The organism is Catenovulum agarivorans DS-2, assembly GCF_000568405.1.
Taxonomy (GTDB): domain Bacteria; phylum Pseudomonadota; class Gammaproteobacteria; order Enterobacterales; family Alteromonadaceae; genus Catenovulum; species Catenovulum agarivorans_A.
In genome coordinates this window covers 79,946-104,007 of record NZ_ARZY01000011.1, presented here as the reverse complement: position 1 = coordinate 104,007, position 24,062 = coordinate 79,946, and the positions used below count along the sequence as shown (strand labels likewise).

General features: G+C 42.1%; 9 protein-coding genes. 5 read left to right on the top strand and 4 right to left on the bottom strand.

From position 1 onward, the window contains the following. Window positions 1-330 precede the first annotated feature (330 nt). The 5 genes from DS2_RS07885 to DS2_RS07860 all read left to right on the top strand — a co-directional run bounded on the left by DS2_RS07885 (window position 331) and on the right by DS2_RS07860 (window position 15,349). Window positions 331-3,684, top strand: coding sequence for a TonB-dependent receptor (locus tag DS2_RS07885; RefSeq protein ID WP_035014172.1), 3,354 nt, complete (start codon window positions 331-333; stop codon window positions 3,682-3,684). 60 nt (window positions 3,685-3,744) lie between these two features. Beyond that, window positions 3,745-5,316, top strand: a complete 1,572-nt coding sequence (locus DS2_RS07880; protein ID WP_035014170.1) for a VCBS domain-containing protein — start codon at window positions 3,745-3,747, stop codon at window positions 5,314-5,316. A 52-nt stretch (window positions 5,317-5,368) separates the two neighbouring features. Further along, on the top strand, window positions 5,369-8,563 hold the full coding sequence (locus tag DS2_RS07875; RefSeq protein WP_035014169.1) for a VCBS domain-containing protein: 3,195 nt from the start codon (window positions 5,369-5,371) through the stop codon (window positions 8,561-8,563). 117 nt (window positions 8,564-8,680) lie between these two features. Then, window positions 8,681-13,696, top strand: a complete 5,016-nt coding sequence (locus DS2_RS20265; protein WP_081754225.1) for a family 78 glycoside hydrolase catalytic domain — start codon at window positions 8,681-8,683, stop codon at window positions 13,694-13,696. 18 nt (window positions 13,697-13,714) lie between these two features. Next, window positions 13,715-15,349 carry a heparin lyase I family protein gene (locus tag DS2_RS07860; RefSeq protein ID WP_035014168.1) on the top strand — a complete coding sequence of 545 codons (1,635 nt, stop codon included), beginning with the start codon at window positions 13,715-13,717 and terminating at the stop codon, window positions 15,347-15,349. 75 nt (window positions 15,350-15,424) lie between these two features. Here the strand turns inward: DS2_RS07860 and DS2_RS07855 are convergent, their stop codons facing one another. The 4 genes from DS2_RS07855 to DS2_RS07840 all read right to left on the bottom strand — a co-directional run bounded on the left by DS2_RS07855 (window position 15,425) and on the right by DS2_RS07840 (window position 23,996). Then, the gene (locus tag DS2_RS07855; protein ID WP_051479723.1) at window positions 15,425-17,869 is read right to left on the bottom strand and encodes a BNR-4 repeat-containing protein; all 2,445 of its coding nucleotides are present in this window, start codon (window positions 17,867-17,869) and stop codon (window positions 15,425-15,427) included. Window positions 17,870-18,094: 225 nt separating this feature from the next. Further along, window positions 18,095-20,455 carry an alpha-L-rhamnosidase N-terminal domain-containing protein gene (locus DS2_RS07850; RefSeq protein WP_035014167.1) on the bottom strand — a complete coding sequence of 787 codons (2,361 nt, stop codon included), beginning with the start codon at window positions 20,453-20,455 and terminating at the stop codon, window positions 18,095-18,097. An 84-nt stretch (window positions 20,456-20,539) separates the two neighbouring features. Then, window positions 20,540-21,343 (bottom strand): 3-keto-disaccharide hydrolase, encoded by an 804-nt coding sequence (locus DS2_RS07845; RefSeq protein WP_035014165.1) that lies wholly within the window; start codon window positions 21,341-21,343, stop codon window positions 20,540-20,542. An 88-nt stretch (window positions 21,344-21,431) separates the two neighbouring features. Then, complete coding sequence (locus DS2_RS07840; RefSeq protein ID WP_051479722.1) at window positions 21,432-23,996, bottom strand: Ig-like domain-containing protein; 2,565 nt, start codon at window positions 23,994-23,996, stop codon at window positions 21,432-21,434. Window positions 23,997-24,062: the final 66 nt, after the last annotated feature.

Below are 24,062 nucleotides of genomic sequence, written 5' to 3'. Positions count from 1 at the left end.
AATTGTTACCTCGCCGAACTTGTTGTTTTAATTCAGTAATTTTTATTTAGATCTATATATTTGGGTTTTTCTGACTATATTTTATACTGTTTGTGATTGAAAGTGACTGGATGTGCTGTTATTTTATTAAAGGTTAAAAAAATGTGAGTGAAAGGGGTAGTAATTTTTACCAATCAATCCTCTTCACTACTAGGTGATGCCACAGTTTAGACATAACGTGTGGCTGCAACCTACCTATTTCATGCTTGTTACGCGCTTTAGCAGCAATGGGGTGCTGGCAATGCAAGAAAACAGAGTGTTTAAAATAACAATGTCAAACAGGACAACAACATGACCAACAGCAAAAAATCTACGAAGAAACACTTGCAACGTGCTGCTTTAATCGGTGGGTCTGCAAGTCTTCTTATGGCTTTGTTTACGCCTTCGGTGATAGCAGCCGAAGTAAACTCTGCATTAACCGGAGCACAAGAACAAGAAGAACTCGAGGTAATTGAAATTACCGGGGTCAGAAGCTCATTGGAAAATGCGTTAAATGTAAAACGTGAAGCAACCTCTATTGTTGATGCGATTTCAGCTACCGATATCGATAGTTTACCTGCGCTTAACTTAGGTGAAGCATTACAAGCTTTGCCCGGTATTCAATTAAATACAGATGATGGTCAGCGTAATGCTGAAATTAATTTACGTGGTTTAAAAGGTGGTTTTGTTAAAGTAACCGCTGAAGGCCAAGGCTTCGCAACTCCCAGTCGAAGTGCGGGTATGGTGGGGGGCGCCAACCCATTCGGTTCATTTGAAGGTGGCGTTTTCGACGGTGTAACTGTGGTTAAATCTCCGACGGCTGACATGCAGGAAGGCGGCATTGCTGGTATTGTTGATAAAAAATTACAACGTGCACTAGGCAAACCAGATGGTCGTTACTCGTTAAACTTTGGTAGTCGATATGAAGAGCTTGCTGATACTTGGAATAGTACTCTGGCATTTTCTGGTTCAAAACATCTAATTAAAGATAGATTAGCGATAGCATGGAAAGTCGCCGGCTCAGAGCAAAATTTCCGTCGCGATACTGCAAATTTCAGAGCTTATAATGCGTTAAATACAATTGAAAACAACACGAGCCAAGCCACTAACTTTATTAGCCCAGAGGCATTGCAAGCCTATAAAGATTTACATGGCATCACTGAACCTTTAGCCATTATTAAAGTGATAGGTTCTGCGGCGCAAGTTACTGAAAATTCACGTGGTAATCGTATCTCTGCAACGGGTAACATTGAATACAAAGTGACAGACTCACTTAAAATTGGCGCCAACTTGTTGTACACCAAACGTGATCTTGGTGAAAGCACCATGGAAGATTTTAACGTTGGCATGTTATCAAACGATAGAAACGGCTCATTTTATGATCAAAGAGTCACTTTGTCGGATGATATTAATGACCGACCTATCAAGTTAAGTGACAATCAAAACTTCTCGTATAATCCTGATATTCATAATCCAGATTTAGCCACTGTTCCAGTTTATGCGGCGACAGTTGCAAGTATCTCCAATGTTAACTACACACCAGCCACGCGTTTAATGTCTTATACCGAAGAGGCCAAAGGGATATTTTTATACGCGAATTATTCAGTCGACGATTGGGTGATTGACGGCACCGTGAGTAAATCAAGCTCTGTAAATGAGTTCCAACAGTCGGCACTAGATATTCGCCATCAAAGTAAAACATGGGCGAGTTTTAAAGATCCAGCAACAGGTAGCAGCTTAAAGTATGCACCAACAGGTATTACTGCATACTTTGATACAGGTAAAGGTGACCTTGAAAAAGCTCAGGTATCTATTGAAGGATGGGATAGTTATGTTTATTCAGCGTTAGACTCAAATGGTGATCCGCTAACGGATGCCAACGGTCAACCACTGCTTAACCCTCTTGAGCCTGAAGATGCATGGCAAAGAAGTGCCAACGGTTGGAGCTCTGTACCGCTGACGTCGAATTCAAGTAAATTGGATCCTAAATTAAACCCTTACAACTTGGATGATTTCCCTGACGGCGCATTACCTGAAGACCCTGAAAAAAGACAGGAAAAAATTGATGGATTAGGCGGCAAAAGTGTCGAGTTTTTCTCGCATGGTCGCGTGCAGCGTCCTGAAAGGGAGTACGAATCAGGCGAGCTTAACTTTAAACGTTTTGTCGATATTGGCGGTGATGCGTTTCGATTACTTTCAGTGAAGTTTGGTGGTCGTCATGAAAGACAGTTATTAGAAACTTATGACGTTGCTGTTGGTGCTGGTGGTATCAATGTCGCAGCACTCAATAAAGATACAATATTTAGTCAAGATTTAGATTCAGCAGATCAGGCCGAATACTTTAACGGTGACTACCCTAATTACATAACCAATGAGAATGGTTGGCAGCGCCTTAATTCGGAAAATTTAGCTGGCTTGTTACAAGAAGGTGGACTTAAGCCTTACGATGAAGATGGCAATCTGGTGGAAGATTTTGCGATAGCTGATCCCACTGGTTTTGCAGTAAAACTAGACCATAGAGAAGATGAACCTACATACGGCTTGAATGACAAGTACCGCTTAAACTTTAACGCAGATCAGGTCATAAATGCGGTTTATTTGATGGGTGAATTTGAAGGTGAGGTTGCCAGTTTGCCATATACAGGTAACTTAGGTGTGCGTTACGTTGAAACCACCAATGATATTTTCGGTCAAGGTTTTGACGAAGAAGGTAAAGCCATTGCTGTACTGACTGAAAATGACTATAGCCACACATTACCTGTTTTAAACTTAGCTTTTGAATTGGCTGATGACGTAATGTTGCGAACCGCTTATTCAAAAGGTTTAGTCCGTCCAAACTTGTTAGCTCAGTCACCTAGTCCACAATTCCAGACCAGTGGTAACAGAGTTAGATTGGAAAATTCTAAAGCTGAGGTATTGCCATATACATCACAAAACTTCGATTTGTCGTTAGAGTGGTATAACCGCGAAGGTTCTGCAATTGCCATTGGTATGTTTAAAAAGGAAATTGAAGGCAAAATAGAAACTTCAACCATCTGTCCAATCGGTAATGAAGACGAGTGGGGGGTTGGACCGTTACAAGAACTTGATGTAGGTAAAGCCATTCCTGAATGTCGTGAAATAGGTGACTTTGAAGATGAAAACGGCGATGTGTTTACCGACCGTCTTGTTACTATTAAATCAACTTACAACAGTGATATTCCGATTACTGTAAATGGCTATGAACTGTCTGTTCAACAAAAATTAGACTTCTTACCTTACCCTTGGAATGGTTTTGGTGGGGTATTTAACTTTACTAAAATCGACCTAGATGAAGGTGAAGGACAACCAATGACGCGGATCGCACCTTATTCATATAACTTAATTACTTATTATGAAAACAAGGGGTTCAATATCCGTTTAGCGTACAACTGGCAAGATGAAAAACTATTAAGTGCTGGCGGCAATAAGTCTTTCTTAGGTAGTGATGCCCGAACGCAAACTGCAGGTGGTCGTTTAGATTTGTCTACTTCATACCGTTTGACCAAGCAACTGAAACTCAGTTTACGAGCATATAACCTGACCAATACCCAACAATTTGAGTACATAGGTGGTAACGAAGATGCCATCAGTCGAATTCGTTATAGCGGTCGGATCTACTCGGTTGGTCTGAATTATAGTTTTTAAGAGCAAATATTTGCACGTGAAGTGCATTGGTTTTTAAACAGAATTTATTGGAACGAAAAAATGAAGAAAACACTTTTAACACTATCTATTCTCTCGTTATGTGCGTGTGAAATAGACAATAGCGGCAAAAAGCAGCTTCCTGCCGATTTTAATAATGAATTTAGCACCGAGGTTGGTTTTTTTGGTACCGAAGGTGAAGGGTTAACCGTTGAGTTAACAACTGGGCACGGCAAGGCATCTGGTACCTTGGGTGTGACCGATGTTAACTTTGGTGAAGCTGAATTTGTTTACGACAAAATTACCGCAGCTGAATACGGCACCTTTACTTTGCATAAATTTGAAGGTACGGACAACTACAACGATGAATGGACATACGAGCTAAACGTTGATCATCAAGAGGTAGCGGCCATTATGAATGATCCAAATGGCGAACTGACTGACAGTATTACCCTAACGTCGTTGGATGGTACAACAAATACACTTAACTTTGTTATCAAAGGTGTTCAAGAAGGCATTCCGGCTGAGTTTAAAGGTGCGGTTATCGCCAACGTTGCACGTGGGGGCGATGCAGCAACTGCTTTTGGTCGAGCATTGGTCTACGATGAAAACTATGCTCAATCTGCTTTTATTGATGCGGCACATATGAAAAATGATAACGACGAGCCAATGTATCCAGATGCGGTACCTAAATACGGCAGCATTAATATTGAACCGGATGGTAAGTGGACGTATGAGTTGAATAAACAACACCCTGACCTCGCGCATCTTGTTGAAGACGAAGAGGGCAATAGCCCACCACCAGTGACAGAGACGTTCAATTTATACTCGGTTGATGGCTCGACTCAAGAGTTTAAGGTTAATATTACCGCTGCGCCAAAAAACTTTGCGGCATCAGTGCCTACGTCTAAAGACAAAGAGAGTGTACTGAAAATCAATTTTGGAAATGAAATTAGTAAGACTGACACTGAAAGCGGCAAGATAACTTTTAAACTTAAACCCACCTCTGATTTAGCTAAAGAAGCCAATATAGGTTTTGGCTGTGGTCGATGGAATACTGAACAGCGCAGAATGATCAACCTGTATGCCAGTTTCGACGGCACACTGGCTATGTGGTCTGCAGCACTTGTTCCAGGCGGCTCATATAAAAATGGTGCGGATGATTATGCTAGAGACTCCAATAATAGAATCATCACCGAAAAAGTTGTGTTTGACCAAATGTTAAAACCAGATGATTGGACACTGATTGAAATGACCTGGGAACATAAAAATAGTTATGTCAGACCGAAGATGACGCTCAAGGTTGATGGGGAAAAAATTACCTCAGACCATAAAGCGATTCCGGTAAATCCAAATGAAAGATTCCTCGCACAAACCTTAGCAGGGTCAAGCATATACGGTTGCCTTCAACAAATGCGATTGGAAGTCGAAGAAGATGAGTCTGGTGCGGGTGCATTGTTAATCGATGATATTAGATACTTCTCTGAAATTGATGCTGATATCCAATTTGATGCGCCTGTGTTTGAAGAGACTTTCTCAAACAGTGAAGAAGGCACACCTTTAATTGAGGTGAGTTCGCAACGTTATAGTGATGTCACAACAGATAACGTGCTGGTCGTAGAGTCGTCTTTGTAATTTCGCAATTGACAAGACATTTGGATAACCAACAAGAATTTAAAGGCAAATCATGAAACATACAATATTAGCTTTATCAATTGCCGCGACTTTAACCGCGTGTGGTGACGGCAGTAATGATGATCAACAAATAGGCTTTGTTGTCGACCCTTCAACTGTACCTGAATTTTATGTTGAGGTGAAGGACAGCGAAGGCAATGTACAAGAAAGAGTGGCAGCGCCCGAGGTCTTTGTTGCTGAAGCCAATAAGCAATTAAACCCAACTGGCAGATACATAGTGGAAGATCCGAGTGCTGGTGAATCACTCTTTATTCCAGAAGTTTTAGTTAACCACAGAGAAGCAGTTAATGCAGAAGGCAATACTATTGTTGATGCAGACGGTAATCCTAAACTCTATGCATATGGTGAACTTGAAATTACTGCCGCTGGTGATTGGACCTATACCCTGCATCGTGGCAATGGTGACTCAGATACGCCAGAGCATCCAGATATTAAGAACTTGGTGGAAGCCGATCCAACTGGTGCAACTGATTTAACTGACACCTTTACAGTAAGAACAATGGATGGCACGCAAAAAACCTTTAGAGTGACGATTAAAGGGATAGATGAAGATTCTGTATTTAATGGTACAGAACACTTTGTGAGCTTAGATGGCCCAACGGCTGACAATCGTTCAACAACAGTGACAGATGCAAACCCAGCGGAAGCTGAGTTTTCAACTTTGTACGATCACATGGGCATGGAAGGTACTTCAGTCGACTTGGATGCATTAGCCGTTTCTGGTGGGCAAGCGAGTGTTGATACTAAATACGGCAGCATAACCTTGACTGTTTCTAAACCTGTCGGAGCGATACCCGCGGTTGAAGCTGACCCAGAAAACGGTATTGAAGCTGTGAAAGGGGTGAAAGCACAACCTGCTAAAGTAAGTTGGAGCTACGCGCTTGACCATAGCCGTCAGGTAGTGAAAGATTTATACGATCCAAACTCTGACTCTTATTTGTATTACGAAGACCCATTTCTTGACTTAGATTTAGTACCAAAAGTCGAAGATAGCTTCACTGTATTGTCTAAAGGTCTGGAAGGTAACGAACAAAAAGTAACGATTACCATTTCGGGTACCTTGCTAGAGCCTGCGGAGTTTGACAAAGTACCTGGCTCAACAGTAGGTGAAGGTCAAGATGCCTTTATGTACCCAGCGGCTGAAGTTAGTTTGAATGACGGACTTACAGCGGGCGAAATAACCGTAAGCGACCCTAACTATCAACAAGCTGCGTTTATGCCGCTAATTGACTCTGCTGAAGGGCTAAATTATGGCAGCGTGACAGTCGATGCGGCTGGAAACTGGCGATACAATATTGACTTTACCAACCCAGATGTACTTGCTTTAAAATACACTGGTGAAGCACCAAGTCCATTAGTGGATACGATCACTTTAACAACGGTTGATGGCACTCAAACATCTTTTGATGTTTCAATATTGCCTGTTATGCAAGAAACAGCAGCCATCAGTAACTTACCAACATTGGAAGATGGCGTTTCGTCGAGCCAAGTCAATCAAAAGGTAACTGTTGCTAATGGTCAGTTAACTATAACTGACACCAATGCATGGGAAGCAAGCTTCCAAGCATTAGATAATAGCCCAGTTGAGTATGGCCTGTTCTCTATAGATACTATGGGTAATTGGACATATGAGGCGGATGCAGATGCATTAGACAATGCTATCAACAATGAAGGTTTAACTTTACCGTATAACGTTGATATTACTGTGACTGCGTTAGATGGTACGACCGAGACTTTACCAATTAGTATTGTGTCTACCGAGGGCAAAAATCTAGCCGCACAAGTTGGTAGTAACAATGACGCTGATGCGAAGTGGGTTATTGATTTACCGTCAATTGATAACGGAGATGGCACAACTTCTGATATCTTAAAAGGTAAAGCGAGCTTCTCTTTGCGATACCCAGAAGATTCAACTAAAGATATTAAAGTGTTGTTCCATGGCCACAAATGGAAAGGTACCGAGTATCTTAGAACCATGCTAGCGATGATCTTAAAAGCAGACGGTACTATCAAACTATATGATGCCAGTGGCAACGGCAGCGCTAATACCGTGGTGTTAGATCAAAAACATGTTAAAGGTGAGGTTACTCATTTTGAACTAAGCTGGGATGCAACTGCTGACACAATGGCCAATACGGTTAACTCACAGGGCAAAAATGCACCTATGTTGTGGTTTAGAATCAATGGTGAGCCTGCATCAGGGCCTGCTGAAATAAACAATGGTGCTTTCCCTGCGTATACAGTGGCATCTTTATTTGGCAAAGGGCCTAAGTTCTTCTCTATCCAGACTAAACAGACTGACAAGCTAGATATTGATGACTTTAAAGTTTATTCAGATATTGCAGGTACTCAGGAAGTATTCAGTGAAGGTTTTGATAGCGATGATTTATTGGCTGGCAGCCCAATCACAGTTGACTATCAAGCGTCTAAAACCACTGCGAACTCTGCGGCATCAGCTGTTGCCTTCCCATCTGTACCAAACTTTGCCGCTGAAGTAGGCGACAACAATGGTGCTGATGCCAAATGGGTAATAAATATGCCAACCATTGACAATGGAGATGGGACAACGAGTGACCTATTAAAAGGCATGGCGACCTTTAAAGTGAGATACTCAGAAAATTCGGCTTCAAATAAAGATGCCAAAATTCTATTCCATGGCCACAAATGGAAAGGCACTGAGTATTTACGAACCATGTTGGCATTGGTTCTGCGCTCTAACGGACAGATCAAATTGTATGATGCAGCAAGCAACTCTAGTACTTTTGTAGCAGACCAAACCCATACTAAAGGTCAGTTCTCTACCTTTGTGCTCACTTGGGATGCAACTGCAGACACTATGGCCAACACGGTTAACTTACATGGTAAAAATGTACCTAAGCTAAGTTTAACGATTGACGGTGTGCCAGTGTCTGGCCATAACGAAATTACGGATGGTATGTTCCCTGCGTTCACTGTAGCTGGATTGTTTGGCAAGGGACCTAAGTTCTTCTCAATTCAGACTAAGGGTGGAGATAAATTAGAGATTGATGACTTCAGAGTGTTCTCGGATGTCGAAGGTACTAACGAGATATTTGAAGAAAACTTTAACTCTGATGAGTTGTTGGATGGAAGCCCGCTCACGCTGGATTATCAGTATGCTGATAAAACAACAGGGAATTCGTCGACTACAGCTGTAGAGCTAGAATAAAACGCGCTGCTTACGCAGCCGTCACTTACCAAACAAACGAGCTTCACGTCCGTGAAGCTCGTTTGTTGTTTGCTAACTTATTTCAATACTTGCAACACAACTTTATGGCTTTTCGCTATGCATAAATACTTAATGATTTTACCTTTTTTAATAACCTTGCTTGGTTGCCTAACTTTGCCAAGTAAACCAATGTCAGGTAAACAAACAGCACAGATCTTGTTTGATAATCCAACAAATTTGCTTACTGAAGGTTTAGTTACACCACTCAATATTCATAATCAAACCCCACGGTTATCTTGGCACGCCAATGTACAAAAACAAACGGCTTATCAGGTTCAGGTAGCAACTTCTATTAAACTATTAAATCAAGGTGCTGCAGATTTATGGGATAGCGGTAAAGTTGAATCAAGCCAATCCATTAATATTAATTATCAAGGACTGCCATTAACGACAAACCAAAAAGTATTTTGGCGTGTACGAGTGTGGCAAAAACACCATACAAAGCCGTCCCAATGGAGTGAAGCCAGCAGTTGGCAAATGGGTTTATTAAACGCATCGGATTGGCAAGCAAAATGGATAAAAGCTGCAGCGCCGACTATCGCAAAACCACAAGGTGCGGTAGCACAATGGATTGATTGGGCTGGCTCGGTAGTTAATAAAGTCGGCCGCATCAGTAAACCGGCTATCGATAAACTGGAAAATCAGCCGACAGCCAGCCTATTTAGGCATTCTTTCTCCCTTAATAAACAGGTTAAAAGCGCAAGATTACACAGCACAGCTGCTGGGTATTACGAGATATACATTAATGGTCAGCGAATTAGCAATAGGTTAATGGACCCTGGCCAAACCGATTTTGATAAACGTATTCTGTATAACACAGACCTAGTGGCGTCGTATTTAAGCTCGGGCGAAAATGCCATTGCAGTGCATTTGGGCAGTGGCTGGTACGATGAAAATATCGCGTTTAGTTTATGGGTTAACCCAGACAAAAAGCCGACAGGTAAAACAAAACCTTCTTTATCTTATGGCCAACCTAAGTTTATTGCTCAATTAGATATCACTTTTACCGATGGAACAACAACCAGCGTTTTTACCGATGAGTCTTGGAAAAGTCATCCGTCACATATTTTAAAAGAAGGTTTATTTTCAGGTGAGCTATTCGACCAGAATCAGTTCATTCAAAATTGGAACAGCACAAAAAAACCGGAAAATATTACCCAGTGGCAGCCTGTGAGTGTACTGCAAAAATGGCCAACTAAGGTGTTGGAGCCACAATTACAAGCGCCAATTCGAACTCAACAACAGCTAAAACCTATAGCCTTACTCAACCCTGAGAAAGGGGTATGGGTGTGGGACTTTGGTCAAAACTTTACTGGGCAACCCAGTTTAAATATTCAGTCATTGAATTTAGCAGCAGGGCAGGCCATTTATTTACGTTATGCCGAATGGGCTGATAACAATGGCAATATTAGCCAACTTAGCGGCGGTCCTGGCGCGACACATTTAAATGCGGTTGATGGTTTTGTTGCTGCGAGCAATTCAGCAAAACATGCTAATCAAACCTATTGGCAGCCAAAGTTTACGTGGCGTGGTTTTCGCTATGTAGAGATACGCGGGTTGAGCCAAGCACCCAAATTAACAGATTTAACTGCAAAACTGATCCGCAGCGATGTAACGCGAGTTGGCCAGTTTGATTCATCTGATCCCTTGATTAACCGAATTCATCAAACGGCCCTATGGAGTTACGAAAGTAATTTAATGAGTGTGCCTTTGGACTGCCCGATTAGAGAAAAAGCAGGCTGGACCGGCGATGCCCATGCAGCGTTGATCACCGGCAACTATAACTTTGATATGGAAAACTTTTGGCGTAAATATTTACGCGATTTTCAAACAGCAAAATATGTCGCGCCTGCAGTGGTACCTGGCAAACGAACTTTAGGTGAAAAAGTGGATTGGGCCGCGGCGGAAGTATTAATAGCATGGGAAAATTATCGCCATCATGGTGATAAACAAACACTGCAAGAGCAATACACAAGTTTGCTTGAGTATATGGCGTACGGTGAAACCCAGTTAACTGACTACTTAACCACTAATGGTTTTGGTGATTGGTGCGATCCTGTACCTGCTCCAGGCGTGCCAAGAGTGGGTGGACGAGGCCGACCACAACAAACCTCCACTTTAGTCACCAGCAGTGCATTATTTGCACATGCTTCTGATTTAATGGCAAAAATTGCTGATGTGTTAAATAAACAAGCCGATGCCGAGCGCTTTAGCGCATTATTTAACAATATCAAAAACAGTTTTCACAACACCCTGTATGACCCCGTAACGGGCCATTATGGCAGTCAAACAGCCGATGCCATGGCGCTACGATTTGGTATCGTACCGGTTGCTTTACGCCAGTCTGTGGCGGCTGCGCTGAATAAAGATGTTTTAGAAAATTGGCACGGTCACTATTCTGTTGGGGCATTAGGCCAAACTTATCTTTATCGAGCATTGAGTGATTATGGTTATGCTGATACCGCGTTTAATATTTTTAAAGCCAAAGGTTACCCAGGGTTTGATTATTTATTCAATGAACTAAAAGGTACCACCTTATGGGAGCGTAAAGGGCAGTTTGATCCGGAGGCAGGTCATGGGCCAATCAATTCGCTTAATCACCCTTTTCATAGTGGTTACGATGGCTGGTTTTATGAAGGTATAGGTGGTATCAGGCCAAAAGAAGACAGCGTTGGTTTTCAAAACTTTGAACTAGCACCTGTTTTTCCAACTGGGCTTACTGAAGCAAATGTCAGTTATCAAACTGGTTATGGCATTATCAAAAGTCATTGGCTAAAAAAAGGTAACGAAATTATTTGGCGTTTTTCTGTACCAAATAACACATCCGCTGTGGTTAAGTTGCCAAACCAAGCCGATAAGCTTTATTTGGCGGGCAATTACACAGTTAAAATTCCACTTAAACCCGCTGACAATCAAGCTAAAGCAATTGCGCTGGATGTGGCGCCAAGTCAACTGAGAGTCGAGTTGTTAAAAGGCAATGTCGTTGACAAGGTAAACGATCTTTTGCCCGAATTTTCTTGGCAATTGGCAAGTTTGCCGGAATTTTCTGAACAAACCGCTTACCAAATTCAAATAATTGATGCGGTAGATCGCTTTGACGCGGAACAACCCAATTTTGTATGGGACTCGGGCAAAGTTGCTAGCAGCCAATCTGTCGCGAATAGCTTGTTTAGCGTTAAGTTAAAACCAAAACATGCATATCAATGGCGAGTTAAAGTATGGAGCCGCAAAGCGACCGAGCAAGCGAGGCAATTGCAACCTGTAGAATACGAGAGCAGTTGGTCAGCCCCCCAGCGCTTTACCGTTGCCGCCAAACAAAGTGAATTGGCTAGCACACATGATACTCAAGTATCTGTGATTGAACCGGCTTTTATCGAAAAGCTTCCTTCAGGACGGTATTTAATAGACTTTGGTAAAGTCGCATTTGGCTATTTAGAGCTGGGATTAACCAGTGATAAAGCCGGGCAAATTGATGTACATTTTGCTGAGCGGGGTATCGCCGATGGCGATAACAAAGGCATTATTACAAAAATGCACAAGGGCACCAGTGTTCGGTATTACAAAGTACCATTGCAGATAAATGCTCAAGCTGATGTGTATAGCGTGCATCCACCGCGCGACAAACGCAATACTAAACCTGAAGTTGCCATTCCTATTCCAGCAAGGTTTGGACGGATAGCACCATTTAGATTTATTGAGATTGATGCAAACGGACTTAATTTATCGGATATAAAAGCCAACTTAATTATGCTGCACTATCCGTTTGATGCCTATCAATCTAGCTTTTCCTCTTCTGATTCTGTGTTAAACCAAATTTGGCAACTGTGTAAATACAGCATGAAAGCTACCAGTTTTGCTGGTGTTTATGTTGATGGTGATCGCGAGCGCATACCATACGAAGCGGACGCGTACATCAACCAGTTATCACACTATTATGTCGACGATGAATTCAGTTTAGCCCGACATTCACACGAATACTTAATGGCAAATTCGACTTGGCCAACCGAATGGAAACAGCACTCAATTATGATGGCCTGGGTAGATTGGATGCACACGGGCGACCTTGAATCTTTGCGTGTTTTTTATCCGCAACTAAAAGCACAAAAACTATTAAGCCAATATGAAAATGATTTAGGGCTATTAACGACTTTTCCGAAAAGAATTCCCAAAAAACAGCTAGGCGATTTAGTTGACTGGCCACCCAACGAACGCGACAACTATGATATGCGGCCAGTGAATACAGTGGTGAATGCATTTTATTACTTAAATTTAAAGCAAATGGCTGATATGGCAAAAGCGCTAGGTTTAATGCAAGAGCACCTTGAGTTTAAACAAAAAGCACAGCGAGTTTATCAGGCATTTAATCAGCAATTATTTAATCCTACTACAGGCTTATATATTGATGGAGTCGGGAGTAATCATAGTGCCGTACACGCCAATATTCTGCCACTTGCATTTGGCCTGGTACCAAACGATAAAAAGCCCAAAATACTTAAATTTATTAAACAAAAGGGGATGGCGGTTAGCGTCTATTTTGCTCAATATTTAATGGAGGCTCTGTATTTAAATGCGGAAGCTGACTACGCCCTGAGTTTATTAACATCAACAGAGCTCCGAAGTTGGTACAACATGATCCGTCAGGGCTCGACAATCACCATGGAAGCTTGGGACGATAAGTTCAAACCTAATCAAGATTGGAATCATGCTTGGGGCGCTGTACCTGGCAATATAGTGGGTCGTTTCCTTTTGGGGGTTAGACCACAAACAGCTGGGTTTAAGCAATTAATCATCGCGCCACAGCCAAGCACCTTGGCACAAGTTTCAGGCACAGTCCCAACGATTAGAGGGCCTGTTAGGGTTGCTATTGAGCAAACATTGGGCAAGTCATTTGAACTTGAACTCAGTATACCAGGCAATACGCAAGCGACTGTCATATTGCCGTGGCAGCCACAGCGCACCGTCACAGCTTTGCAGGTTAATCAACAAAATGTTGATTACAAAATGTTGCCAACGGGCATTGAAATAACCGGATTAAGCAGTGGTCATCACAAGATTAAATTGAACTATCAATAACATAATAAAGGTTAATACATGTACAAAAAGAAACTAATTTGTTCAGCGCTAGTACTGGCGTTGTCTGCATGTGGCGGTGGGGGAGACGGCGCATCAACCCAAAATAATAACCAAGACAAGTCACCTTCTGACCCCAAAACTGAAGTACCAGTAACCAATATCGCAGGTGCAATTAAATTAACTGGTACCGTTAAACAAGGGCAAACCTTGCAAGCTCAACTGATAGATGAAAATGGCTTTAACAATAGTCAGGTCAGTTATGCTTGGTATGCAGATAATCAAGCACTGGCGGGGCAAACTGACGATAAATTGTTACTGAGCCGAAACTTAGTTGGCAAGAAGATCTCGGTGAAGGCTAATTATAAAGATGATGATGGTTTTACTGAAAACCCTCAGTCTGATGCCAGCATAGCTGTGGCGGTTATCGACAACAGCTTTGGCTTATTAACCTTGGCTGGTAGTGAAGACGATGTAAATGAAAGTGCGAAATTGGTTGTCGGTAATCGTATTTTTGCCCATATAAATGATGCCAATAGCATTGACGGCGAGGTTGATTATTACTGGTATCTTAACGATGCTTTGGTAGACGGTAATAATCAAGCGAGTTACACCTTGGTTGCTGATGACATTGGCAAAAGCCTGCATGTAAAAGCGGTTTATATTGATGCTGATGGTTATGCTGAAAATGTCATCTCAGAAAATACTGCAGCTATTGTCGCTAAATCAGATGGCATTGCTGGTGGCGTTAATTACCCAGTAGGTGCTAGCGTAGTGGGTAATAACCCTATTGTACGTAATAGCGCAAAAACCAATGAAGGGTTTGAAGGGGGTGGTTGGAATGCGGGAACGCTCTCAACTAGTACTTACACTCCGGGGTATGACAATACGCTTACTAAGAATTTTCGTTTTATACAGTTGCAAGGCCCGCATTCATTTACCGCTGAAAACACCATTACGCGCGTAGGCAATTATTCTGCCAAACTTCATTGGAAACATGGCGACCCTGGTAAATGGAATGGCGATGCCAATAAAATAGACAATGTTGACCGCAAAGCGATGTTTCATGGCAAAAATGTTAGCAGCAATATTGCCACAGCTTGGTATGGTTTTAGTGTATATTTTCCAAGTGATGGCACAATTTTAAATGCCAGCGAAGACCCACTTATTTTTCAATTACACGGCGCACCCGATACAGTCGATGGTAAAAAAGAACCGGGCCGAAACCCGCCTGTAGCTTTAACCATTTCCTCTGGAGGCTTTAGAATTGGTTACGGCTGGGATGACAGAAAATTTGCCACTGAAGTGCGTGGTCAAGGACGTGACAAGTTTGATGTACCGCTTAATTTTAGTGAGTATCAAAACCGCTGGGTTGATATTGTCCTACAAATACATTCAAACCCATTTGAAGAAAAAGGCTTTATTAAAATGTGGGTTGATGGTGTGCAATTGGTTGAACGTACAGATATCAAAATTGGATACAATGATGACAAAGGTTTGTATCCATCTTGGGGTTGGTATGTCACTGGTAGCCGCGCCGCAGACCGCGAACATGATGTAATTATGTATATGGACGAAATCCGTCATGTAGAGGCTGCTGACGCTAATTATTACGATGTAGCCCCAGGTTATTTTGCCAAAGATGCAAGCAACTAGATAATCACTAACTTAAACACATTTTAAAAAGGAGCGAAATTCGCTCCTTTTTCTTGTTGTGTAAGTATCAGGTAACTATTGCGACTTTCTGCGCAGTGCAAGTAAAGCCAATAGTGAAATCACCCATCCGGAGGTCGAACCCCCACCACTTGAAGCTGTATCATCCTTAGCTGGTTTATCATCATCCGTTGGTTTAGGTGTTGCCTGAGCGACTGTAAATTTTATTTCAGCTTCATTGGTTAAATCAGCATTATCAGTAACAACCGTTTTAGCTATGTACTCTCCAGCTTGCAATGAGGCTAATTTCGTTTCAGCTTGAGTCCATTGATACGGCGCTTGACTGTCGACAGAAACTAAATCAGAGCCTAAATATAACGCCACTTGTTTAATGTCGCGGCTAGGGTCTGGTGAGGTTGCACTCGCGGTTAACATCAAGTTAGGGTAGCCTTCTTTTAAGTTTGTCGGTGACTGTTTGATACTAATACTCGGTTTACCATCGGCTACTGTAAGTTGTTTGGTAACTTCGGCCGTTAAGCCTTCGCTGTCGGTAATAACAGCTTTTAACGAATGGGAACCTACTGCTAAATTGGCTAATTGAGACGATGTTTCGCTCCACTGGAAAGGTGCGCTGTCATCACTAGATATAAGCTGGTCGCCATAGTATAAATCGACACTATGTATTGTACGCGTAGGCGCAACTGACGCATTCACGGTAACATTAACCCTGTCATAACCTTCTAGAAGGGCTAAATCATTCGCAAAATCAATATTTGGGGTAACGTCTAAGGTAAAACAAGCTGCTTTAACATCAGAGTCAGGTACAGAAAAGGTTGCCGCATCACAAGTCAGGTTTTGGGTTTGATTGGTCAAGTAGGTAAAGTTGCCATCGGCACCAAAAGCGATATCCATTGTGCCTGCCACTGCAACTGATTCTCCCTCTTTTGCCGCGTATGCATAGTTTTCAGGCCCTTCGGGTTGAATGTCTAAGTCGATGACTTGAAGGTGTGTTGTACGGCTATCGCCTGTACCGCCTGCTTTGAGTAGGTAGTAGTAGACCTTACCCTGATGAATATAAACAACACCTTTTTGGAATTTCATGCTGTCCGTCGGTGCATGGTAAACGCGGGTAAAGTCATTCGTGCCGCCTTTCGCTTGTTCAATAAATGGGCGACCATCTTCTAGCCCAATAATATAAATATTGTTGCCTGCTGCATAAATTTCTGCTGCATTTGGGAAGTCAGTCTTGTGAATAAACTCACCTTTTCCGCCTACTTGATAATGGTGGGAGTAAATGGTTTGAACATTTTTGTTGTTTACTCGCTCACTGACTCGGCCAATCATGTGAACATCACCATTGTCGGTTACAGCCCAATCAAATCCTCCTGTAATACTGACTTGGTCTTTATCGGTCGCATGAGGGATCAGTGTACTTTGATCAAAAACGAGCGCATCGTCTGGCGCAACAAATGGGATATCGATTGATTCACCTTGGTAATTTTTCCAATCAGTTGCACCGGTCGGGTCGTCTGAGTAGGCGTAGTACATGCCTTCATTAGCGTAAAATTTATCCGGCCTGTTTAAACGTCGTTGGAAGCCCACTCGAATTTTACCGTCTTGATATTTGATGATGCCATAAATGCTCCAATTTTTTACATCTCCTTTATTGCCTGCGCCAAGCACGTTTAAGCTTTTGAAGCTGCCCCATTTTTTTTGTTCGGGCTCATATTTGTTAAAAACAATTCGCCCATCATGCGAGGAGCCTTGACGCATATGTAAAAATAAATCGCCTTGATCATTTTGGAAAAAATTTGGATAGCTTAAACGACCAAAAGCAGCATCATTTCTGATTCCTGTCATTGTCACATGATTATAATCATTAGCACCTTCGCTGGTTGCGCTGGTATCTTTTACAAATTGTGCGAGGGTAAAGTCATCATCTGCAACCGTGGCAGCACCCTCAACAGAATAAGCGTAGCGGAAGTAGTCATTTTTAAAGCTGCCGTTGCCGCCAGTGTCTTTGCCTGGGGTATAAGCATGCATATCAAACAATAAATGAATGGTTTCATCTTTTGGGCTAATCGCTACCGATATTACATTGTGGGTTTCACCAATCCACCAACGACCTTCAAAACCTGTATGTTGATGCGGGAACTCGATATCGACTTTTTTTCCGGTTTTCATGTTATAACGGGTTAACATCATGTGGCGGTCTAAAATGCCGCCCCGGTACCAAGTCATAAATACATAATCTTTATATACTTTAATGGCATCTCCATGCGGTACTATCGAGCGGCCATAGGCATAATCCATTTTTTGCCCTTCAACATAACTCGAATTTCTTGCTTGAGTTACCGACTTTTTTTCACCATCAAAATATAAACCTTGGTCGGTTACTTTGATATCAGTTTCTAGCGTCACAGCGGCAAAACTGTTGGCGGTAGATAAACCTAGCAAGCTAAGGGCTGTGAGTATTTTTGTCCATTTATGCGTTTTTTTATGGTTCTTTGTGATTATATTCATAAGCTTCCCTTTGTTATTTATTCTATTTTTATTAAATTCAACGATTGTCGATAGGATCTATTAGATAAGGTGAGCAACAGGGGGATTGATACCCCCTAAAGATTGAAAAAAGAGAATGGTAATCTTGCCTAATCTCATATTGGTCTCTTAGGAGGTAAAATTTCGTTGATTCAGAATAGAGGCATAAAAATGCCTCTATTTGAACTGGATTGAGCTCAAGTAAATTTATCGTTGAGCTGTGACCAACCAGTGGCCAGGCTGAACTTCAAACTTAACGTATTTGTTGTCTTCACCGGCCAACTTGATGCCAGAAATGGATGCTGTCAATTGGCCGTTTTCCCATAATTTTTTGCCATTAACCATGATGGTTTGAATTGCAAAGTATTGCTTGGGAACTCCTATTATTGCAGTGGTGTTTTCTGGAGAATCAATTTCAATTTTTACTGTTTGCTGGTCTCGCTGTATTTCAAAATCAATATCACCTTGAACGCTTGGAACGAATTGCTTAACCCGTTTAAAATGCGCCATATTTGGCATGACTTGATAGCTTTCCCATGCGACAGAGGTCGGCGCGATACCCGCAATATGTTGGCTAAGTACCGTACTAGGCGCATTCCACGCGTGATTTTCAGTCCCACCGCTAGGTAGATATTCGGCAAGAGTAGATAAGGCCTGATTATCAACTTGCTTAGCGTAACGAGTTTTCATCCGTTGCAGTGCATCTTCGTATCTGCCAGCTATTGCCATAGCGTTGTATACCATCCACTCAAAATGTGGGCTTGCAAAATGGTTTGGAATTAAAACATTATCTACGATTTGTTGGTATTGTTCAGGTTTGGCTAACCCAAATAATATCGCGATTGCATTGGCACGGTCGTCCTTAAATTTGTTTGGGTTACTACTAAAATAACCATTTTGCCAATAGTGTTTTTGGTAAGCCTGTTTAATTGAGTTTATTCGGTGAGAGTATAAGCCTATATGAGTATAGTCGCCGACAGCTTTTGCCATTTTTCGTGCTGATACTAGCGCACTATAATAGAGAGCATTTTGGATAACATCATAGTCAATGGTGTCTTGCGGCCCCCAATCTGTCCATTTCCAATCACCTGTTCTAAAGGTTGCTAATCCGTTGTCTTTTATGCCCCACAAGGTTAAATATCTGTGGACGTAAGGGTATGCAAATTTCAGCGTTTCTAAATCACCTGTATTGTAGTAATAATGCCAAATACCTTGCTCAATAAACTGCAGGCTTTGTGCTGGTAATTCTCTAAAACGACCAGGACCTAAACCGGCAAAAATACCAGACTCTGAATCACTGAATGCTAGAGTAACTTTGATTGCTTTTTTAAGTAAATCGCGTCCCGGTTTGTCCATAGAATAAAATAGGTAGCTGGCTTGGTCGGCCACATCGCCAATCCATAAACCGCGCTCTCTATCTGGCGTATCCATAAAGTTGTCCCGCGCGCATATGTAAAGCGTATTTTCAGCCATTTGCCAAATGCGGCTATACCACGCATCATCAGCCTCGAAGTGACCAGGCGTGGTTCCTACACCTGTCCAGCGGTATTTCAATCCATGCACTTTTACCCCTTTCGGAATGCGATATTCTATGATACGGCCGTTTAACCAAGAATAAGATTCGAACTGTTGACGACCTGCTTTAGTCGTATAGAAGGTCTCAATGGTATTTAGGCGCATATTCGATTTAATATGAATCTGTTGGCCTGCTTTGGCTTCTATGTCGAAGTAAGGGGTGAAGTTCTTATTGAAGTCGAGTTTACACTTTATGGTTTTTCCATCGCTGATAAATGGAAACTTACTTTCGGGGTAATTCTCACAATTGGCTAAACCATAGTTGTTAAGTGGCGGAATTTCGCTGGGATACAGCCCAAAAAATGGTGGGCGAGGTGGTTGGCGTTTTATTCTCGGGGTTTGCCAGTCTGAGTCATCATAACCCGGCATGTACCAAGCTTTATTACTCCAGTCGTTTAGGTCTTTTCTTGCGTCGTATTTAACACTCCAAGCGGCGACTCGGTATGGTGATTTTTTGATTACTTTTTTGTCGTAAGCAGGGTGGGGCAGAACCTTCCAAGAACTGTCAGTTGCAATAACGTTATCACCTACGTGAGCTTGGAAAATAAAACCTCCTGTATTTGACGATATGTAGGTACCTTTTTGTCCGTTATCGCCATAGTACCAAGCCAATGCAGCAATGGTATTTTTACCTTTTTTTAAGTAACGGCCAATATCCACTTGGTCGTAATATTTATTCGAAGCAATTGGGTAAAAATCGACTCGTGGTGATGGTTTAACTGGGCTCGGTCCACCAGTGTAACTTCCTTCAAACACCACTAGTTGACCATTTATCCATAACCAATATTTAGTGTCAGCACTGATGTAGGCGGTACTATTTTGTCCTACTGATTCTAAGTTAACTTCTTTACGTATGACTACCCACGAGTTAGGGTCGGTAAATCGTTCTTTACTCCAAATCCACTCTGCTGTCCATTCTACAGCCAGGGTTGGGTTCGATAAAAATATCAGGACCACCGCGAGTAATTTCGCGAATAGATTAGAATTTTTCATTTTTATTCCTAATTAACGGTATTAACAGTTCGTTATTAGGAAAAGGCATCAAGCTGAAATATTGATACCTTTAAACATTACTGACTAGTTAAGTGGCTGAATTTGTATTGTTCTGAACTGGGTGGGGTGTGTTTCAGCTTGCAATGCGATGTGGCCTGCTGTGAGCTTGAGTGGGTTGCCTGCTTGCAGCCATTTAGCGCCGAGAGGATCGGTTGGATCGATTTGTAACTCGTCGTACTCGAGTACTAATTCGCCGTTTATAAAGTGTTTTACTTTGCCTGAACTATGAACCTCTGCTTCAAACCAGACCCACTGTTCACCGTGGAAAGTCGCTGAATTTGATTTAATGCAGTGTTTAGTTATCAACTGGCCATCTTTAACGATATTGGTGCCAGGTGAACAGAAGTTGCCAGTGTTGCGTGGGTTATTGCCGTCACCGCCTAATAACTGCGATTCACCTGATATTGGAAAAGCTTGGTCTAATTCCATGCTTTGCGGTGATTGAGAATGCAACATAACGCCGTTATTTCGGTATGCCCAAGCAAGTTTTGGGTTGTCGGTCAGTTGTTCGCCAATAAAGCGGTATTCAACTCGAATTCTGTAGTCGGAATAGACACTATTGGTAAAGATATGGCCAAATAGTCCAGCTTCATCTGCTTGCCAATTGTCATAATTGACGGTGAGCAAGCCATTTTCTACTCTAAAGGTGTTGTTGTAGTTTTCACCAACCGGCTTGTTTTTGAATTTTATGGTCCAGCCATCTAAGTTTTCGCCATTGAATAAATTTACCCATTGCTGCTTGGCTGCTTGATCTGGTGTTGTACTACATGCGGTAAGCACTGTAAGTGACATGGCTAAACTAGCTGCAGCGACGATATTTAGCTTCATAAATTGTTCCCTTGTTTAAATAAAATTGACACCTATTTCAATAAAAGAGCATCGATGGGGTGCTCTTTTACCTCGCTTGGTTTAGCTGTTATCGATACTTTTTGCGTATCGCCGCTAATATCAAGATTAACATCAATAGTGGCGTTGGTGTGCCACCCGATGACTCACTTTCGGGTTCTTGAGGTGTGCCATCATTGTTTGAATTGTCATTATCGTTTGCTTTTGCTGTCACTGTAAGCGTAATGCTTGCTTGCCCAGTTTGCCCTTGGTTATCAGTTGCAATTGCTTTGAGTGTATGAGTACCAACTGGCAAATTTAGCAGCTCTTGTTGGAAAGCTGTAGTATGCCCCCAATTGTAAGGCGCTGTGGTGTCGCTACGAATTAATTGGTCGTTGACATACAATGCTACTTGACTGATTTCGCGTGTTGCGACTGGTGAGCTAGCCACCGCACTAACAGACAAGCTGCTATATCCTTCTTCAAGGTTTAGATTACTTTGCTGGAAGCTAACAATTGGTTTTGATTCCATGACTTTTAGCGGGATACTTGCTTGCGCGGTGTCGCCGTTGCTATCTGTTACGACTGCTTTTAAAGTATAGTCACCCGCGCTTAAATTGGTTAATGCGCTATTTGTTTGAGTCCATTGGTAAGGTTTTTCATCGTCAATTGAAACGAGTTGGTCGTCTATGTACAAGCTGACATTGGTAATACTGCGTTGCGCATCGGGAGTGGCTGCTTCTACAGCGACATTGACGTCTGTGTAGCCAGTGTCTAGGGTAATCTCCGATTGTGTAAATTCAACTGTAGGTACAGGTTTTACCACATTTATAGTCATAAATGCTTCAGCTGTTAAACCCGTGTTGTCTATGGTAACTGCTTTTACTGTATGTGTGCCAACTGGTAAAGTTTGCAGTTTAGCGTCTTGCTCTGACCATTGATATGGCGCAGAGGTTAAGGTAGAAACTAACTCGTCGTTGACGTATAAGGCTACACTATCAATGGTGCGAGATGAGTCTTCCACAACCGCTTGTGCAGAGATAGATAGAGTTTGGTAGCCTTCAATCACAGTTTGTTCTGTTTGATCAAAGCTTACGGTGGCTTTTTCTATACCTAAGTCAATCACCTGTAAATGTAAGGGGCGTTGGGCTCCCGAGCCATTTTCCATCAGGTAGTAAAAAACTTTGCCATCTTTTACATTGACAACCCCATGTTGAAAATTACCTGATGTTGCCTCATACACTCGGGTAAACTCGTTGGTGCCGCCTTTAGCAACTTCCACATACGGTTTCGAATTGCTCAGGCCAATTATGTATATGTCATTACCAGATGTATAAATGTTCGATGCACCGGCAAAGTCGGTAGAGGTTATAAACTCGCTGGCACCCGCTGGTTTGTAGGTATGTCCATAAACGGTTTTATTGTTTTCAAGATCTTTGGTTTTATGAATAAAGTGAATATCGCCTTTAGCGGTGACTGTCCAATCGAAACCATCGACAATACGTACTTTGTTCGCTTGTTCAGTTTCAACTAAGTTGCCTGGTTCATAAACAAAAATTTCATCAGAGTCTACCAAAGGCCATGTCATGTCTTCGCCTTTGTGATTTTTCCAGTCACCTAACCCATCAGGGTGATCTGAATACGCGTAATAGATCCCATTTTGGTACAAGTATTTGTCGTTGTTATTACTGCTACGTTGCTGAAAGCCGACGCGAAGTTTGCCGTTAATATACTTCATAAATCCGTACAAACCCCAGTTGTATGCATTACCATGGCTTTTTTGGGTTCTGTAGTTAAACGGCGTAAATGTACTCCACTTTTGTGTAGCCGAATCGTATTTATTAAAATAGTATGCGCCATTGTTATTGCCCCCCCAACGCATGTATAGCAGGAGCTCACCATCTGGTGTTTCATAAAACTTGGGGTATGTGAGAGAGGCAAAGTTTCTTTTATCAGCCAAATCACCTGTCATGGTTAAATGCTTGTAATCATTCGGACCTTCGCTTACTTCACTGGTGTCTTTGACAAACTGTTTTTCTAAGGTAAATTCCTCATCGGGCGCTTCAGCTGCGCCAGGTACGCTATAGCTATAACGAAAGAAATCGTCTTTGAATCTATCGTCATCAAATTTTGCTTGTGAAGGGTTGTCGTACACACTGGTGTCATCATAAGCATGTAAATCGTACACCATATGAATGGTGCCATTTTTGGGGCTAATAGCTAAACCAATTGTATTGTGCGATTCACCTATCCACCAGTTGCCCTGAAAACCGTTGTGTTGATGAGGAAATTCAATGGTCTTGATACTGCCTGTTTTGCTGTTGTAACGTGTTAGCATGACGTGACGGTCGTCTTTCCCGCCGCGATACCAAGTCATAAATACGTAGTGTTTGTATGTCTTTACCGAATCACCATGCGCAGATATGCTGCGACCAAATTTGTAGTGGTATTGGCTATCCGTTTTCATTTGTGAGGTGCTTAAACCAGCACCGTCTATATCTGTACCATCAAAGTGTAGAGCATTGTCGGCAATTTTGGTGGACGATTCTAAAGTAACCGCAGCGTTTGAGACTGCGGCTGTCATCAAAAATAAACCTGCGCCACAACTGGCGAGTATTTTATTTAAGCGCGGAGAAGCGTTACTCTTAATGATCATTGTATGACTACCTTTGTTACTTGATTGTTTTAGGGACTGACCCTAACTTGCAACTATTCTATCACG

Coding starts and splice junctions, on each gene's coding strand:
- DS2_RS07885 (WP_035014172.1), top strand. CDS start 331: ATGACCAACAGCAAAAAATCTACGAAGAAACACTTGCAACGTGCTGCT.
- DS2_RS07880 (WP_035014170.1), top strand. CDS start 3,745: ATGAAGAAAACACTTTTAACACTATCTATTCTCTCGTTATGTGCGTGT.
- DS2_RS07875 (WP_035014169.1), top strand. CDS start 5,369: ATGAAACATACAATATTAGCTTTATCAATTGCCGCGACTTTAACCGCG.
- DS2_RS20265 (WP_081754225.1), top strand. CDS start 8,681: ATGCATAAATACTTAATGATTTTACCTTTTTTAATAACCTTGCTTGGT.
- DS2_RS07860 (WP_035014168.1), top strand. CDS start 13,715: ATGTACAAAAAGAAACTAATTTGTTCAGCGCTAGTACTGGCGTTGTCT.
- DS2_RS07855 (WP_051479723.1), bottom strand. CDS start 17,869: ATGAATATAATCACAAAGAACCATAAAAAAACGCATAAATGGACAAAA.
- DS2_RS07850 (WP_035014167.1), bottom strand. CDS start 20,455: ATGAAAAATTCTAATCTATTCGCGAAATTACTCGCGGTGGTCCTGATA.
- DS2_RS07845 (WP_035014165.1), bottom strand. CDS start 21,343: ATGAAGCTAAATATCGTCGCTGCAGCTAGTTTAGCCATGTCACTTACA.
- DS2_RS07840 (WP_051479722.1), bottom strand. CDS start 23,996: ATGATCATTAAGAGTAACGCTTCTCCGCGCTTAAATAAAATACTCGCC.